The 15,769-nt window shown below is 70.0% G+C and carries 10 protein-coding genes; 7 read left to right on the forward strand and 3 right to left on the reverse strand.

Going from position 1 to position 15,769, the window contains the following annotated elements; all coding sequences use genetic code 11:
- Nucleotides 1–140: 140 nt before the first annotated feature.
- Nucleotides 141–1,601 (forward strand): alkaline phosphatase PhoX, encoded by a 1,461-nt coding sequence (locus ACFYRY_RS33130; protein ID WP_389154059.1) that lies wholly within the window; start codon nt 141–143, stop codon nt 1,599–1,601.
- Nucleotides 1,602–2,103: 502 nt separating this feature from the next.
- Nucleotides 2,104–3,684 (forward strand): TROVE domain-containing protein, encoded by a 1,581-nt coding sequence (locus tag ACFYRY_RS33135; protein ID WP_389154062.1) that lies wholly within the window; start codon nt 2,104–2,106, stop codon nt 3,682–3,684.
- Between the two features lie 59 nt (nt 3,685–3,743).
- Here ACFYRY_RS33135 and ACFYRY_RS33140 read toward each other — a convergent pair whose 3' ends face one another.
- Together ACFYRY_RS33140 and ACFYRY_RS33145 are read right to left on the reverse strand one after the other, a co-directional pair.
- Nucleotides 3,744–7,970 carry a caspase family protein gene (locus tag ACFYRY_RS33140; protein ID WP_389154065.1) on the reverse strand — a complete coding sequence of 1,409 codons (4,227 nt, stop codon included), beginning with the start codon at nt 7,968–7,970 and terminating at the stop codon, nt 3,744–3,746.
- Nucleotides 7,963–8,763 carry a hypothetical protein gene (locus ACFYRY_RS33145; protein WP_389154068.1) on the reverse strand — a complete coding sequence of 267 codons (801 nt, stop codon included), beginning with the start codon at nt 8,761–8,763 and terminating at the stop codon, nt 7,963–7,965. The genes ACFYRY_RS33140 and ACFYRY_RS33145 overlap by 8 nt, the downstream gene beginning before the upstream one ends.
- Nucleotides 8,764–9,066: 303 nt before the next feature.
- On the opposite strand from ACFYRY_RS33145, the gene ACFYRY_RS33150 reads away from it, so the two are divergent.
- The 5 genes from ACFYRY_RS33150 to ACFYRY_RS33170 all read left to right on the forward strand — a co-directional run bounded on the left by ACFYRY_RS33150 (nt 9,067) and on the right by ACFYRY_RS33170 (nt 14,278).
- Complete coding sequence (locus tag ACFYRY_RS33150) at nt 9,067–10,107, forward strand: LacI family DNA-binding transcriptional regulator (protein ID WP_389154071.1); 1,041 nt, start codon at nt 9,067–9,069, stop codon at nt 10,105–10,107.
- A 260-nt stretch (nt 10,108–10,367) separates the two neighbouring features.
- Nucleotides 10,368–11,675 (forward strand): ABC transporter substrate-binding protein, encoded by a 1,308-nt coding sequence (locus tag ACFYRY_RS33155; RefSeq protein ID WP_389154074.1) that lies wholly within the window; start codon nt 10,368–10,370, stop codon nt 11,673–11,675.
- 10 nt (nt 11,676–11,685) lie between these two features.
- Nucleotides 11,686–12,708 (forward strand): carbohydrate ABC transporter permease, encoded by a 1,023-nt coding sequence (locus ACFYRY_RS33160; RefSeq protein ID WP_389154873.1) that lies wholly within the window; start codon nt 11,686–11,688, stop codon nt 12,706–12,708.
- Nucleotides 12,698–13,570, forward strand: a complete 873-nt coding sequence (locus ACFYRY_RS33165; protein ID WP_389154077.1) for a carbohydrate ABC transporter permease — start codon at nt 12,698–12,700, stop codon at nt 13,568–13,570. Before ACFYRY_RS33160 ends, ACFYRY_RS33165 begins: the two co-directional genes overlap by 11 nt.
- A 120-nt stretch (nt 13,571–13,690) precedes the next feature.
- The gene (locus ACFYRY_RS33170) at nt 13,691–14,278 is read left to right on the forward strand and encodes a TetR/AcrR family transcriptional regulator (protein WP_389154080.1); all 588 of its coding nucleotides are present in this window, start codon (nt 13,691–13,693) and stop codon (nt 14,276–14,278) included.
- Nucleotides 14,279–14,328: 50 nt separating this feature from the next.
- Here ACFYRY_RS33170 and ACFYRY_RS33175 read toward each other — a convergent pair whose 3' ends face one another.
- The gene (locus ACFYRY_RS33175) at nt 14,329–15,558 is read right to left on the reverse strand and encodes a TerD family protein (RefSeq protein WP_389154083.1); all 1,230 of its coding nucleotides are present in this window, start codon (nt 15,556–15,558) and stop codon (nt 14,329–14,331) included.
- Nucleotides 15,559–15,769: the final 211 nt, after the last annotated feature.

The following is a 15,769-nucleotide window of genomic DNA, read 5'->3' on the forward strand; positions in this document are numbered from 1 at the left end:
TGGGGCAAGGCATACGGATTCATGGAAGCGGGTCCCCTGACGTCGCCCGGTGTTCAACCGCCGTTCAGGCACGGGCGGGACGGTGGCGCGGACCGAGGTCCGCCACCCTCCACGGCACGCCCACCGTCACAGGAGACACCATGTCGCTCACCCGCAGGGACTTCGCCAGAAACTCCGCGATCACCGGTGCCGGTGTCGCGCTGGCCGGCAGCGTAGGCGCCCTCGCCACCGCGCCCAACGCCCTCGCGTCCACCGAGACCTCCCCGGAGGCCGAGAGCGCCGAAGCGGAATCGGCGGCCGCACACCACGGGGTCGGCTACGGACCGCTGCTCCCCGACCCCAAGGGCCTGCTCGCGCTGCCCGCCGGGTTCACGTACCGCGTCATCACCTACAGCGGCAAGACCAAGCTGGAGTCGGGCGAGTTCACCCCCTCCAACCACGACGGCACGGCCACCTTCGACGGCCCGCGCGGCACCACCCTCCTCGTCAACAACCACGAGCTGAAGGGCCCGCGCGCCAACTGGCCCCACCCGGTGCCGCTCACCGAGGGCCTGGTCTACGACCCCGCCGCGTCCGGCGGCTGCACGGTCGTCGAGGTCCGCCCCGACGGACGCGTCGCCGAGTGGGTCGGCATCGCCGGCACCTCCACCAACTGCGCGGGCGGCAGCACCCCTTGGGGCACCTGGCTCACCGGCGAGGAGACCGAGGACAAGGCCGGCCAGAACGGCATGACCAAGGACCACGGCTACATCTTCGAGGTCGATCCCGAGGACCGTCGCGCCAACCGCGACCCCAAGCCCGTCAAGGCGTTCGGCCGGTACGCCCATGAGGCGGCCGTCATCGACCCCAAGCGCGGCCACGCCTACCTCACCGAGGACGCCTCCGGCCCCAACGGCCTGCTCTTCCGCTGGACTCCGCCCGCCGGCTTCCACCACGGCCGCGGCAAGCTGCGCACCCTCGCCGCCGACGCCGGCGACCTCCAGGCCTTCAAGTGCTTCGACGCCGGCGGCAAGTTCGTCGACGACCTCTCCCGCGCCACCAAGATCGGCACGGTCTACGGCGTCGACTGGATCGACGTCCCCGACCGCGACGCCAAGACGGTGTCCGTCCGCAAGCAGTTCACCGACGGCCAGGTCACCCGCGCCCGCAAGCTCGAGGGCATGTGGTGGGGCGACGGAGGCGCCTACATCGTCTCCTCCTACGCCCGCGAGGAGAGCCCGGTCCAGCACGACGGCCAGGTCTGGTTCTACGACCCCAAGCGCCGCACCCTCACCCTGAAGGTCCTGCTCGGCGTCAACCCCGACCCGTCCAAGGACGGCGCCTTCGACGGCCCCGACAACATCACCGTCTCCCCCTACGGCGGCCTCGTCATCGCCGAGGACGGCGAGGGCGTCCAGCACCTGTTCGGCGCCACCGACAGCGGCCGCACGTACCCCATCGCCCGCAACGAACTGAACATCGGCACCGAAGAGGAGCCGGAATACAGCGAGTTCACGGGCGTCACCTTCTCGCCCGACGGCCGGACGCTGTACGCCAACATCCAGACGCCGGGCATCATGCTGGCGATCACCGGGCCCTGGAAGCGGCAGAAGCGCGGCTGACACGCTCCGCTGAATTTAATTCGCTCGCTCGACCGCGGCCGCCCTCCTAAGGTTATGCACGTCCAGGTGCGAAGGCAGGACCTACTTCCACTGATAATGGGGCGGCCGCGGGTTCGAATCCCGCCACCGGTACCACACGCCGGTGTAGCTCAGGGGTCAGAGCACCTTTGGTTCCGCCGACTTCGATCTCTGGACACCACAACTTCATGCACCTCCCGGTGCGCGGGCTGCGGCTACTTCCCTTTCTCACAGTGAATCAGTGCCGCCGCCGATCTGATCTCGGGAGGCGCAGCACATGGTGGGTGCCCGGTGCGCAGGCAACGGATACTTCAGGGACCTGGTCGAGAAATTGGTGCGGGTTCGAATCCCGTCATCGACCCAGGGTCGATGTGGCGAAATTGGCAGACGCGCCAGGAAAAAGCCCGTCGCCGACCCTGACCTCGGGCACCCTCCTTCTGCTGCGCCTCCCTCCGAAACAGCAAAGAATTCGGGGGAATTCACCATGGCGCGATTCAACACCAAGGGCGCGAAGACGCAGCCCACTTCGCGGATCACCTCCACGGGCCGTGTGCTGCGTACCTACGAGGGCGGCCGCGGCCGCGAGCGCGACGCCCGTTCCGAGCTCTTCCTTCTGTCGGTCGCCAACTTCGTCGCGCAGCAGACCTTCTACGAGAGCGGCGCCGACCGCGACGACCGGTTCGCGAAGCTGGTACGCCGGCTCGCCGTCGAGGACCCGACCTGGACCGCCGGCCTGCTCGGCTGGCTGCGCGGCGAGGGAAACCTCCGTACCGCCTCCCTCGTGGGTGCCGCCGAGTACGTGAAGGCACGCCTCGACGCGGGCGCCACCGACGGCCCGGCCAACCGCCAGGTCGTGGCCTCGGTACTGCGGCGCCCCGACGAGCCCGGCGAACTGCTCGCGTACTGGACGGCGACCTACGGCCGCAGCGTCCCCAAGCCCGTCAAGCGCGGGATCGCCGACGCCGTACGCCGCCTCTACCACGGCACCTCGCTGCTGACGTACGACACCGCCTCCAAGGGCTACCGCTTCGGCGACATCCTCAACCTGGTGCACGCGGCCCCGGACCCGGACAAGCCGTGGCAGGGCGAGCTGTTCCAGTACGCCCTCGACCGCCGGCACAACCCGGACACCGCCGTACCGCCCGCCTCGAACCGGGTCCTGACCGCGCACCGCGAGCTGATGGCGCTGCCGGTCGAGGAGCGCCGCGCGGTGGTCACGGCGGCGGGCGGTGCCGAGCGCCTCGCGGCGGCGGGAATGACCTGGGAGGCACTGGCCGGGTGGCTCCAGGGCCCGATGGACAAGGCGGCCTGGGAGGCCGTGATCCCGTCCATGGGCGCCATGGCGCTGGTCCGTAACCTGCGCAACTTCGACCAGGCCGGAGTCTCCGACGAGGTCGCGGCCCGGGTCGCGGCGAAGATCAGCGACCCGGCACAGGTCGTGCGCTCGGGGCAGTTCCCCTTCCGGTACCTCGCCGCGTACCAGCACGCGCCGTCGCTGCGCTGGTCGTACCCGCTGGAGCAGGCGCTCGGCCACTCGCTGGCCAACGTGCCCGCCCTGCCCGGCCGCACGCTGGTGCTCGTCGACCGGTCGGGCTCGATGTGGGCGCGGCTGTCCGACCGCTCGGAGCTCAACCGGGCCGACGCTGCGGCGATCTTCGGCACGGCGCTCGCGCTGCGGGCGGCGGACGCGGACCTCGTCGAGTTCGGCACCGGCAGCAACAAGATCAAGTTCCGTCGGGGCGAGTCCGTGCTGAAGATCCTCGGCCGTTTCGGCGACCTGGGCGGCACCGACACCACCGCGGCGGTGCGCCGCCACTACAAGAAGCACGACCGGGTGCTGATCGTCACCGACGAGCAGTACAGCTTCAGCCACCACGGCGACCCGACCGAGCAGGTCCCGGCGAACCTGCCGGTCTACACCTGGAACCTCGCCGGATACCGGGCGGGCCACGGCCCCTCGGGGAAGGGGAACCGGCACACCTTCGGGGGACTGTCCGACGCGGCCTTCCGGATGGTTCCGCTGCTCGAAGCAGCGCGGGGCGACGACTGGCCGTGGGCAGCCTGACGCTCCCCACCAGGGGGCTCGTACTTCTGTGCGGGCCCCCTGAGGTCGTCCCGGTGTGCTCACATCAGGGGGTCGGACTCGGCGGACGCGTACCGGTCTCCTGGCGCGAGGAGCAGGAGTCCCCGCCAGGTGCCCACCACGACGGCTCCGGTCGAGGTCGGCTGGATCGCCATGACGCCGCTTCCCGTCGGGATGGAATGCCTGAGGCGTCCCCAGCCGTGCCAGATCCTCACCAGGCCGTCGTCGCTCGCCGTGACCAGACAGTCGGCCGTACCCCACCGGCCGATCGCGACGCACAGCACCTCCGAGTCGTGTGCGCGGAACGGTTCGCCCAAGCGCGCTCTGGTGGTCAGATCCCATCCGGCGACCATGCCGGCCGCGTCACCGGACACGACGATCGTCCTGCCGCCCCATTCACCCGTCGCCAAAGACCAGACGGTGGCCCCATGAGCGGTGAGCGGAGCGCCGACCGGTTGACCGTCCCGCAGACTCCAGGAGCGCAGGGTGCGGTCGGACGACGCGGAAACGATCAATGACGTTCCGCCGACGACCACGGTGCGCACCGTGGTGATCGAGGCGGTGTGAGCGACGATCGGGTCACCCCATTCGGCACCGGTCCACAGACTCCATCTGCGGAGCACACCATCGTCCGCTCCGGCGACGACGACGTCGACGTCGCCGACGGCACCGGCCGCGACCGTGTTCACCCACCTGCCCTCACCGAACAGGAGCGGCTCCCCGATGAGGGTGCCGCTCTCCGCGTCCCAGCGTCGTACACCGCCGTCACCCCCTGCGGAGAGGACGATCGAACGGCCGCGACTCTGGTAGGACGTCATCTCGTTGACCCAGTCGTCATGACCCGGAGCACCGTCCCCGACGGGTTCACCCGTCGTCAGTTCCCATCGCCGCACAGTGCGGTCGGCTCCCGCGGTCAGGGCGACCGGACGCCCTGCCGCCCGTCCGCAGGCGATCGCCGACACACCGCCCTCGTGGCAGGCGGCGGGCGCGTCGACCGCCGCTGCCGCCTCCGGCTCCCAGTGCCGGATCGTCGAATCGGCGCTGCCCGTCACGAGGCACGGGCGACCGTCCACCCGTCCGAGGAGAACCGAGGTCACCGAGCCGTCGTGGGTGAAGGACGTGCCGGGTGATCCATCGGCGTACCACAGCCGTGCGTTGGTGTCCGAACTGCCGGAGACGAACCGGCCCGGCTCGTCCGGATCAGCGTGCAGAGCCATCACATGGGCGTTGTGCTCCGTCTGTGGTTCGCCCAGCGCCGAACCGTCGGCGAGATCCCATTGCCGAACCGACCAGTCGTGTCCGGCGGACAGGATGACCGGCCGGCCCTCGGACCGGGTGATCGCGGCCGCCCGCACCGCGCCCTGATGCCCGGTCAGGGGTTCACCGAAGTCCGTCCCGGTCGTCAGGTCCCAGCGTCGGACCGTGCCGTCCGCGCCGCCCGAGACCGCGACGATCCGGCCATCGACCTTCGCGACGGCGACGCTGTGCACCGGGCCCTGGTGTCCCGACAGCGGCGGCCCCAGCGGCCTGCCCCGGACCAGGTCCCACTGGCGGACTGTGCCGTCCTCGCCCCCGGAGACGGCCACGCCGAGGCCGCCTTCCGTGACGACGGCGACCGATCTCACCGGTCCTTGGTGGCCCCTCAGGGGCTCACCCAAGGGAATGCCGTCCACCAGCTCCCACCGGCGGACCGTGCCGTCGTACCCGGCGGAGACGATCACCGGCTGATCCTCGACCGTCGCCGAGGCCACGCCCAGAACCGCACCGACATGGCCGGACAGCGGCTCTCCAAGAGGGCTTCCCCCGGCGAGGTCCCAGCGCCGGACCAAGCCGTCCTCTCCGCCGGAGACCACGATCTGCTGCCCGTCGAACTCCGTCATGGCGAGTGTCCACACCGCGCCGTCATGACGGCCGATCAGCCGGTAGTGATGACTGTGTTCCCATCGTGCCCACCGTGCCCGCCACGGTTGGCCGAGAGGCAGCCGTCCCAGCCCGTCCGCCAGGAGCAGATCGCCGTCACAGCGAGCGGCCAGCTCCAGCAGAGCGGCGTTCTCAGCGAACCGGCCGGAGGACATGCGGTGCGCCGCGAGCTGGAAGGTGCGGCTGATGCGGACGGCGTCGTCGTCGGTCACGGCGGACAGCACCTCCACCAGGCGATCGGGCGCGGCAGCGACGAGGAACAGGGGGTCCCTCATCAGAGCATCCAGCCTGCCTGCCCGTGCCGCATAGGAGGCCAGGTGGTTCCTGGTGTGGAAATGAGCCATCCGCCAGTCCGGGCCCGGTAGGCCGGCCGATCGCGGCACCCGGTCGACGAGGACCCGCGCGATCCTGTGATCGGCGTCGAGACCACGCGTCGACGCGCGCATGTGCTCCGCGAGGGCGTTGTGGAACAGCCGGTAGACCGATCGGCCGTCCTCCGCGCCTTCCGCGATGTAGGCCCCCGCGCTGCCGAGCAGCCACCGGATGTCGGTGTCCGTGTAGGGCATGCCCGAGATGGCGCTCGCGGCCGGCGCCCACAGGTCCTCCCACGGCAGTCCGGCCCCGCTCGCGTACGCCAGCGGCATGAGCAGATCACGTACGCGCTGTTCGTCGTCGCCGAACCTTTCCAGGTACTCGTCGAGCGCGTCCCCGACCGTGGCGGGGAACTGCGACCGCCAGTTTCTTCGGGTCACGTCCACGGGCTCGGCCGACGAGGCCAGGTAATGGGCGACGATCCGTGCGATCAGAAAGGTGGGCTTGGCCCTGGCGGCCACCGCGTCGGCCACCTGCCGGGCCAGTCTGGGCTTTTCCTGGTAGGGCGTCACCGTTCCGGGGGCGTCCGCGGCGAGCAGCGACTTCAGGACGTACTCGGAGAGATCGGCGAACTCCAGGTACTCCGGGAGGTCCAGGTCTATCGCGACGTGACCACTGCCGAGCGAACGGAGGATCTCCCGGCGGGTACCGACGATCAGACGCACGCCGGGGTGGTGGGCGGCGGCGAGCGGGGCGAGCAGCCCGCGTGCCACGGACTTGGGCGCGATGGCCTCGTCCAGGGCGTCCAGCACGATGGTGACGGGACGTTCACCGGCGAGCAACGACTCCACGAAGACGGCCGGCTCCGCCGCGGGCAGGCCCGTGTCGGCGGCGATCGCCGCGATGATGTCGGACAGGGTCTTGTCACGGGCGACGATGGCCACATCGACGCATCCGACGGGCGGGACAGTTCCGTCGTCGGGCAGTTGATCGCGTGGCATCCCGGCCCGGTACAGCGGGTCGGAGAGGGTGAGCAGCCGCGCGAGGACCGCGGACTTCCCCGATCCGGGACCGCCCGTGACGATCCTCATCCTGGTGTCTTGCGCACGGGAGGTCAGCCAGGAGACAAGCTCGCGCAGGGCACGTGAACGGCCGGTGAAGTACCAGCCCGCCTGGCCCTCGACCTCGACTCCCCGGGCCCTGGGGCTCCAGTGACCGATCAGGTCCTCGCGGTCCAGAAGTCCGCGCTGTGTCTCGATGTCGATCCCGGCGGGTATCGCGGGGCGGTGGCGCGGGTTCGGCAGGAGTGGTGAGATGCCGCTGCTGTCCCCCATGGAGCCCCGTGCCCGCTGGCTCCTGCCGTCGAGACTCAGGCGCTCGTTGACGGAGCCGACGAGGGCGTTCGGATCGAGGTACGGCTGGTGGACGCGTCCGTTGCGCGGGTCCGCGACGGCTTGCGCGAGTGCCTGGGCGAAAGCGTGCTGAACGGCCTCTTCCTTGGGGCGCGTCGCGGCGATGTACCAGAGTCCCGATCCGGATGACTCCTGCGCGTACCGCGTACCGCTGATGCTCCGCATCGCCGCGACCAGATCCTCGGCTCCCGCGCCCGCGTAGCACGTGTCCAGGATGATCAACGCATGCCGCACGGGGCTGCCGGCGAACATCCGTACCAGGTCCTCGGTCGCCACTGCCGTCCCGACCAGGTTGTACGGCTTCGAGTCACGGGCGAGGAGATAGTGGCGGCGGTCGAGGCCGGTGGATCCGTGTCCCGAGTAGTAGAAGACGAGCACGTCGGACGAGGTGCGCTCGGACGAGGCGAGCCAGTTGCTGAGCAGCTCCCGGAGCCGGCCACTCGAGGGGCTCTCGCCCAGTTCGGGAAGGATCCGCCGGTAACCGAGGTTCTCGCAGAACAGTGACGCCATCGACGCGACGTCATGCTCCACGGACCGCAGTTGCTCGCTCTGGTCCAGGTGATCGTAGTGGGCGGTACCCGCGGACACGAGGTAGCGCCGGTACAGGTCCTCGGGCTCAACCAAGGCAAGCAGCCAGGACGCCGTGCCCGGTTTCCCGCGCGGTGAGATACGGGGCGGCGTCGTGCGCCGTGGCGCCGTTGTGGACCAGCTCGTCCTGGACGCCGGAGCCGAACCTGTCCGCGAGCCGCTTCTCCAGGGCGACCGGGTCGCCGAGATCGGCGATGTTGAGCCAGCGGCTAATCGACGGGGGTGGCGTCCCGCGCCCCTGTTGGGGGCGTGGAGTGAGGCGATCGAAGACCACATGGGGAATTCCCAGGGGAGAACCCAGGGTGACGAGGGTGTGCACGGCCCATTCCGGATGTGCGCACAGCGCTTCGTATGCCACGACCGACCCCAGTGAATGACCGATCAATACACGTGTGTTCGACTCCACGCAGCCCGCGACGCGGTCCAGTACCTGTCTTTTCATCTCCGCGTCGCACAGAAATGCCCTCACCTGTTTCAGATCGGCGATCAGTGCCCGCTCGGCGATACCGGCGAAGAAACGGGAGGAACACAGTCGGTTCAGTGCGCGCTGCGCCACCAGAGGGGTCCTGGCTTTCGTCGGACCGCCGGTGGGGCGATCCTCCAGGTGCGCCACCTCGTGCCACAGCAGGTCCAGGAGTTCGGCCTCGACCGTGTCGCCGACATCGGTCGCGTCGTACGGTGGATCACCCAGGGCCTTCCCTCCCACGGGCCGGAAGAGGTCCCCGTAGAAGGCGACTTCTAGGCTCAGCTTCTTGATCGCGGCTCGCGCGTCGGCCGCGCCGGAGGAGGAGTCGGCCGAGCCGGAGAAGGAATCGGCTGCCGCCGCCATTCCGTCGGCCAGAGCGGGTTGCCATGTCGCATGTAACGTATGCGCGCCGGAGAACTGCTGACCGATTCCGTGGATTCCTACGATGTGCGCCATAGACCCGCCCGCAGCGTTACGGTGCCCGCCCCTCCGCCAAGGCGGACCTACCCGTGCGGGAAGGATAACGAGCCTTTGACGCGACCGGAGAAAGTCTCGAATTCCTGTTAGTCCGGCAGAGGTTCGTGATACGCGGGGGATGGTGAGGGGCGAGTGGGACAGCTCGAATGCGCCGCACGGCGTGTCGCTCAGCCGGATACAGTGCACAGCGTGTGGGCCGACGACCAGCAGCGGGAGCCGCGTACCGACGTGCCCGACGGCTCCCGCCGTCGGGCCACCATCCATGACGTGGCGCGGCTGGCGGGCGTGTCCCGGCAGACCGTCTCCCGTGCGGTCAACGACAAGGGCGAGATCGACCCGGTCACCAAGGAGCGGGTGCTGGAGGTCGCACGCCTGCTGGACTACCGGCCCAGCCGGTTCGCGCGGGGACTGGTGCGCAAGGGGACCGTGACGGCGGGGCTGGTGATCCCGGACCTGATGAACCCGTTCTTCCCCGAGGTGGCCGCCGGGGTGCTGGAGGCCGCCGAACAGCGTGGCTGGCAGGTCGTGGTGTGGGACTCGCGCACCGACGGCGTCCGGGAGCGGGAGGCACTCGACGCGCTGTCCCACCAGGCGGACGCGGTCGTGGGCTACTTCAAGAACCAGGACGAGATCCTCGCCCGGCATCTCGGCGGTGTGCCGCTGGTGCTGCTGGAGCGCGGCCCGCAGCAGACCCGGTTCGCGGCCGTGGGCATCGACGTCGCCGCCGGCCTGGAGCAGGGCATCGCCCATCTGGTCCGCGTCGGGCACCGCCGGATCGGCATGCTGGACGGCGACCGGATCGACGCCCCCGGCCCCCGGCGGGAGGCCTTCCTGGCCGAGATCCGGCGGCACGGGCTGCCCGTCGACGACGGCTGGGTCGTGACGTGCGAGCACAGCGTGGCCGGCGGCGAGGCCGGGATGGAGCAACTCCTGGACGCGCGGCCCGAGATGACCGCGGTGTTCGGGTTCAACGACCTGATCGCCGTCGGTGCGATGCGCGCCGCCCGTCGCCGCGGCCGCCGCATCCCCGACGACCTGGCCGTCATGGGCTTCGACGGACTCTCACTCGGTGAACTGGTGGAGCCCGCGCTCACCACCCTGCACCTCGACAAGCGGCAGCTGGGACGCCTGGCCGTCGAGCAGGTGGCCCGGCTGCGGGCCGGTGAGGAGCCGCTCGACGGCGCGGACGCCTGGGTGATCCCCGAACTGGTGGTACGGGGCTCCGCCTGACGCCGCCCAGCCGTTGAAGGTGCGTCAGCAGATTGCCGACGTAGGTCCCTTGACACTGGTTTTCGGCCGCCCCGATACTCGACGGCAACGTTCACGTGAACGCTCACGGCCCTTGAAGAACCCCCCACTCGCCGTCGGCCCCGAGCCCGGAACCATCGGCCGACATCGTTGTCTTCGTTTGTCTCCCCCCACCCCGCAGACCGGCCCGCGGCAGCGCCCTGCCCCCGGTCGAGTCGTGCCCGGAAAGTGAGTGCGCGCCGATGGAACACCGAACGATCTCCCGCAGACGTCTGCTGGGGGCCTCCCTCGGCGGGGTCGGCGGAGCCCTGTTGGGCCTGTCGGGATGCGGGGCGGAGGACGGCTCGGCCTCCGCGGGCACCGACCACCTGAGCCTCTGGTACTGGAAGGGCTCGCTGAGCGACACCCTGCTCGCCACCGCCAGGCGTGCCGTACCCGGCGTGCCGGGGCTGAGGGTGAAGGGCTCCCAGATCCCCGACGGCGACATCGACTCGAAGGTGCGCACCAGCCTCGCCGCCCGTGCCTACGTGCCGGACCTGACGGTGGTGAACTCCGACAACCTCGCCACGTTCTTCCCCGACGAGAACGAGTTCCTCGACCTGCGGACGCTGGGCGCCGACGCCGTCCGCGACCAGTACCTCGACTGGAAGTGGAAGGCCTGCTTCACCCCGACGGGCCGGATGATCGGCTTCCCCCTCGACGCGGGCCCCACCGCGCTCTACTACCGCAGGGACCTCTTCCGGCGGGCCGGACTGCCCGACGAACCGAAGGAGGTCGCCGAGGAGATCTCCACCTGGGAGAAGTTCATCGCCGCCGGGCAGACGCTCCGCGCGAAGGGACCCGGCAAGCCGTACCTGGTGAGCAACGTCGGCAACGTCTTCCAACAGGTCCTGCTGCAGAGCCCCAGACAGTTCGTGGACGCCGACAACCGCTTCATCGGCGACCAGCCCCACATCCGGCACGCCTGGGACCTGTCCGTGGAGATGCTCCGCCAGGGCATCAGCGCCAGGATCACGGACGGCACGCCCGACTACAACGCGGCCATGAGCGGCAGCCGGGTCGCCTCGATGACCACCGCGGTGTGGGCCATCAACGGACTGAAGGACACCGCGCCGAAGACATCCGGGGCCTGGCGGCTGACCACCATGCCCGACGGCCCCGCCAACTACGGCGGGTCCTACGTCACCCTGACCCGCTACTGCCGCGACCCGGAGGCCGCCTTCGCCTTCCTGAAGTGGCTGCTCGGCCCGGCGAACCAGCTCAAGAGCTACCAGGAGATGGCCCTGTTCCCCACCACTCCGGCCGCCTACGCCGACCCCGCGATGCACAAGCCCGACCCCTTCTTCGGCGGTCAGCAGCCCATCGACGTCTTCGGCCCGGCCGCCCAGAAGGCTCCGGTCGTCTACTTCAGTCCGTACGAGGAGACCGCCAACACGCCGTTCTTCCAGGAGCTGACCAACGTGGAATCGCTCGGCAAGAAACCCGAACGGGCCTGGCGGGACGCGGTGAACACCGCCGAGACCACGCTGTCCCGGCTGGGGGTGAGCTGACGTGACCACCATCGCCGAACCGGCGGACGCCGGTGCCCCCGCGGCCGAGGGAAGACAGCGGGCGGACGGCCGCGGCTCCCGCTCCACCGCGCCGGGCGGACGCCGACGCCATGTCGGGCCACTCCTCGCCATCTCCCCGTTCTATGTGCTCTTCGCCGTCTTCGGCGCCTTCCCCGTCGGCTTCTCCCTGTACCTGTCCTTCCAGGACTGGGACGGCATCGGCGACATGCGCTTCGTCGGCCTCAAGCAGTACGGCTGGCTGCTCCAGGACTCGGTGTTCTGGCACTCGGTGCTCAACACCTTCGAGATCTGGTTCCTGTCCACGGTGCCCATGCTGTTCCTGGCCCTGGTGCTCGCGTTCCTGCTCCACTCACAGGTCCGGTTCACCGGCGCGTACCGGGTGGCGTACTTCATCCCCAACGTCACCTCGATGGTCGCCATGACCGTCGTCTTCGGCTCGGTCTTCGCCCAGACCGGACTCGCCAACTCGGCGCTCAGGCTGGTCGGGGTGGACGGTGTGGGCTGGCTGTCCTCCGAGTGGGGGATCAAGTCGTCCCTCTCCATCATGATCATCTGGCGCTGGGTCGGTTACAACGCCCTGATCTTCCTGGCAGGCCTCCAGGCCATCCCCACCGAGCACTTCGAGGCCGCCCGGGTCGACGGCGCGAACAGCTGGCAGACCCTCTTCCGGGTGGTGCTGCCGCAGCTGCGTCCGGTGGTGCTCTTCGCCGCCGTCACGTCCACCATCAACGGCCTGCAGATCTTCACCGAGTCCCAGGTGCTCTTCCAGTCGGGCGACGTCGGCACCACGGGCGGACCCGGTCAGGAAGGTATGACCATCGTGCTCTATCTGTGGCAGAAGGCCTTCAAGGACCACCAGTTCGGCTACGGGGCCGCGATGGGCTGGCTCCTGTTCGCCATCATCGCGGTCTTCACCCTCATCAACTGGCGGCTGGTCTCCGGCTCCGACCGCGAGGACCGCTCCGGCCTCGCCCGCCTGCTGCGTCGCAAGGAGGCTCGCAATGGCCGTTGACGAGAGGACGACCGGCAGCGCGGGCCTCGCCATCGGCTCCGGCAGCAGGCTCACCCGGGCCGGTGTCCGGGCGGTGCTGCTGCTCGGCGTGCTGGTCTCGCTGTTCCCCTTCTACTGGCTGGTGGTGATGGCCTCCGGCACCACCGAGGACATCTACCGCTACCCGCCCAAGCTGGTACCGGGACCGCATCTCCTGGACAACATGCGGCGGGTGCTCGACACCGTCGACTTCTTCGGGTCGCTGTTCAACACCGTCGTCGCCGCGGTCCTCGGGACCGCGCTGGTGCTGTTCTTCGACTCGTTGGCCGCGTTCGCCTTCGCCAAGTACGAGTTCCCGGCCAAGAAGCTCCTCTTCGGCGCGCTGCTGATCACGTACATGATTCCCGCGCAGCTCTCCCTGGTGCCGCAGTTCGTCACCATGGCCGCGTTCGGCTGGGCCGGTTCACTGAAGGCGCTGATCATTCCCGGTGCGGCCAACGCCTTCGGCATCTTCTGGATGCGTCAGTACGCCCAGAACTCGCTGCCCGACGAACTGCTGGACGCCGGGCGGATCGACGGCGCCGGCTTCTTCCGGCTGTACTGGCAGGTCGCGATGCCGTTGTTCCGGCCGGCTCTGGCCTTCCTCGGCATCTTCACGTTCATCAGCATCTGGAACGACTACATCTGGCCGCTGGTCGTCATGATCGACCCCGACAAGGTCACCCTCCAGGTCGCTCTCGCGAACCTCAACGTCCTGTACAACACCGACTACTCCCTGGTGATGGCCGGGGCGCTGATGAGCGTCATCCCGCTGATTCTGGTCTTCCTGGTCGGGGCCCGGCACTTCCTGCGCGACCTCGCGGCGGGGGCGACCAAGATGTGATCGCCTCTCTCCGCATCCCCCGCATCCCCCGCATCCCCCGCATCGCACTGGGGGGCCTGTCCCGGATCCGTGCTCGGTAGGCTACGGAGCAGGTCCCCGGTGGTGCGAGGGAGTTGCTGGATGACGCAGGTCAGGCCCATGCGCGCGGACGCTCGGCGGAACTACGAGCGGTTGCTGACGGTGGCGGCGGACGCCTTCGCCGAGCACGGGGAAGGCGCGTCCCTCGACGACATCGCCAAGCGTGCGGGCGTCGGAGCCGGCACGCTGTACCGGCACTTCCCGACGCGTCAGGCGCTGTTGGAGGCGGCTTACGTCGACCGTGTCGAGGCGATCGCGGCGCGCGCGGACGAGATCGCGGCGCGGCTGCCGCCGGGCGACGCGCTGGTGGAGTGGCTGAACGAACTCGGCGTGGGACTGATCCAGGTCCGGGGGCTGAAGGCGCTGCTGGGGTCGACCGTCACGGACGGCAGTTCTGCCGCGGCCACGGTGTGCGCCGGCACGATGAAGGCGGCGGCGACGCGGTTGGTGGCGGCGGCCCAGCGGGAGGGCACCCTGCGAGCGGATGTCGAACCGATCGACGTGCTGCGGCTCGCGCACGGAGTCGCCACGGCGTCGGAACTGGCGGACGGGCAGGGCAGGGCCGTCCGCCGGTATGTGGCGTTGCTGACGGAGGGCCTGAGGCCGGGAACGACCGACGCGATAACCTGAACGCGGGGCGCCCCCTGCCACAGGGGGCGCCCCGATGGTCGTAGCGGTGGTTACAAAGCCTGCGCCGCAGGCTTCACCATGCCCCGCACCGTGCGGGACTTCACGAAGTCGCCCATCGCCGTCATGTCCCACTCGCCGGAGAACTGGCGGACCAGCTTCGCCATCATCACGCCGGTCTGCGCTTCGGCGTTGGTGAGGTCGAAACGGACGAGCTCCTCGCCGGTCGTGGCGTCCAGGAGGCGGCAGTAGGCCTTGGCGACCTCGGTGAACTTCTGGCCGGAGAAGGAGTTCACGGTGAAGACCAGGCCGGTGACCTCCTGTGGGAGTCGGCCGAGGTCGACCACGATCACCTCGTCGTCGCCGCCTCCCTCGCCCGTGAGGTTGTCGCCGGAGTGCTTGATCGCGCCGTTCACGATGGACAGCTTGCCGAAGTAGCAGCTGTCGATGTGGTTGCGCTGCGGACCGTACGCGATGACCGAGGCGTCCAGGTCGATGTCCTTGCCGCGGTACGCCGGTTCCCAGCCGAGGCCCATCTTGACCTGGGACAGCAGCGGGCGTCCGCCCTTGACCAGGGAGACGGTCTGGTTCTTCTGGAGGCTGACCCGGCCCTTGTCGAGGTTGATCTTCCCGGCGCCCGGGGCGGGGGCGGGCGGCGCCGGGGGCGCGGCGGGGGCCGGGGGAGCCGCGACCCGTGGGTCGACCGGCGGGGCCGACGGCGCCGCCGGGGGCTGCGTGGCCGGCGGGGGAGGAGCCACCGGCTGGGCGGGAGCGGCGGCCGGGGCGGCGGGCTCCTCCACGGAGACGCCGAAGTCGGTGGCGATGCCCGCGAGGCCGTCGGCGTATCCCTGGCCGACCGCGCGGGCTTTCCAGGCGCCGTTGCGGCGGTAGACCTCCACGATCACCAGGGCCGTCTCGGTGCCCAGCTGCGGGGGCGTGAACGTGGCCAGGACGCTGCCACCGTCCGCGTCGCGGATGGTGGCCGTCGGTTCGATGCCCTGGAAGGTCTGACCGGCCGCGTCCGGGCTGGCGGTGACGACGATCTTCTCGATGCCCGGGGGGACGGCGGAGGTGTCGACGGTGATCGCGTCCGGGGCCGTGCCGCCGCCGGAGCGGTAGGTCACGCCGGGGCCGGTGGGCTGGTTGTAGAAGATGAAGTCGTCGTCGGAGCGCACCTTGCCGTCGGCGGTGAGCAGCAGGCCCGATACGTCGAGCCGCACCGGGGCGGCGACGTCCACCGTCACGCGGGCGGCGGAGAGGGGGATGTTCGAGCCGGGGGTCATAGCTGTCATACCCCGTCGAACGAGCGAGGGCGTTTTACCGTTCCCTTACCCGGGGGCCAATCGGGTAAGAGCCCGCGCGCCGCGGGGGTCGAGCGGAGGCTGGTTCTCCTGGGGCCGGCCCTGGCGGATCACCGGATGCGTGGGCGCCGTCCTGCGCGTCAAGACGAAACTGTAGCCACCGGGCGTCGTCGGGGCTGACCTGGACGACGCC

It is taken from the genome of Streptomyces sp. NPDC005263, from assembly GCF_042872365.1.
Classification (GTDB): Bacteria; Actinomycetota; Actinomycetes; order Streptomycetales; family Streptomycetaceae; genus Streptomyces.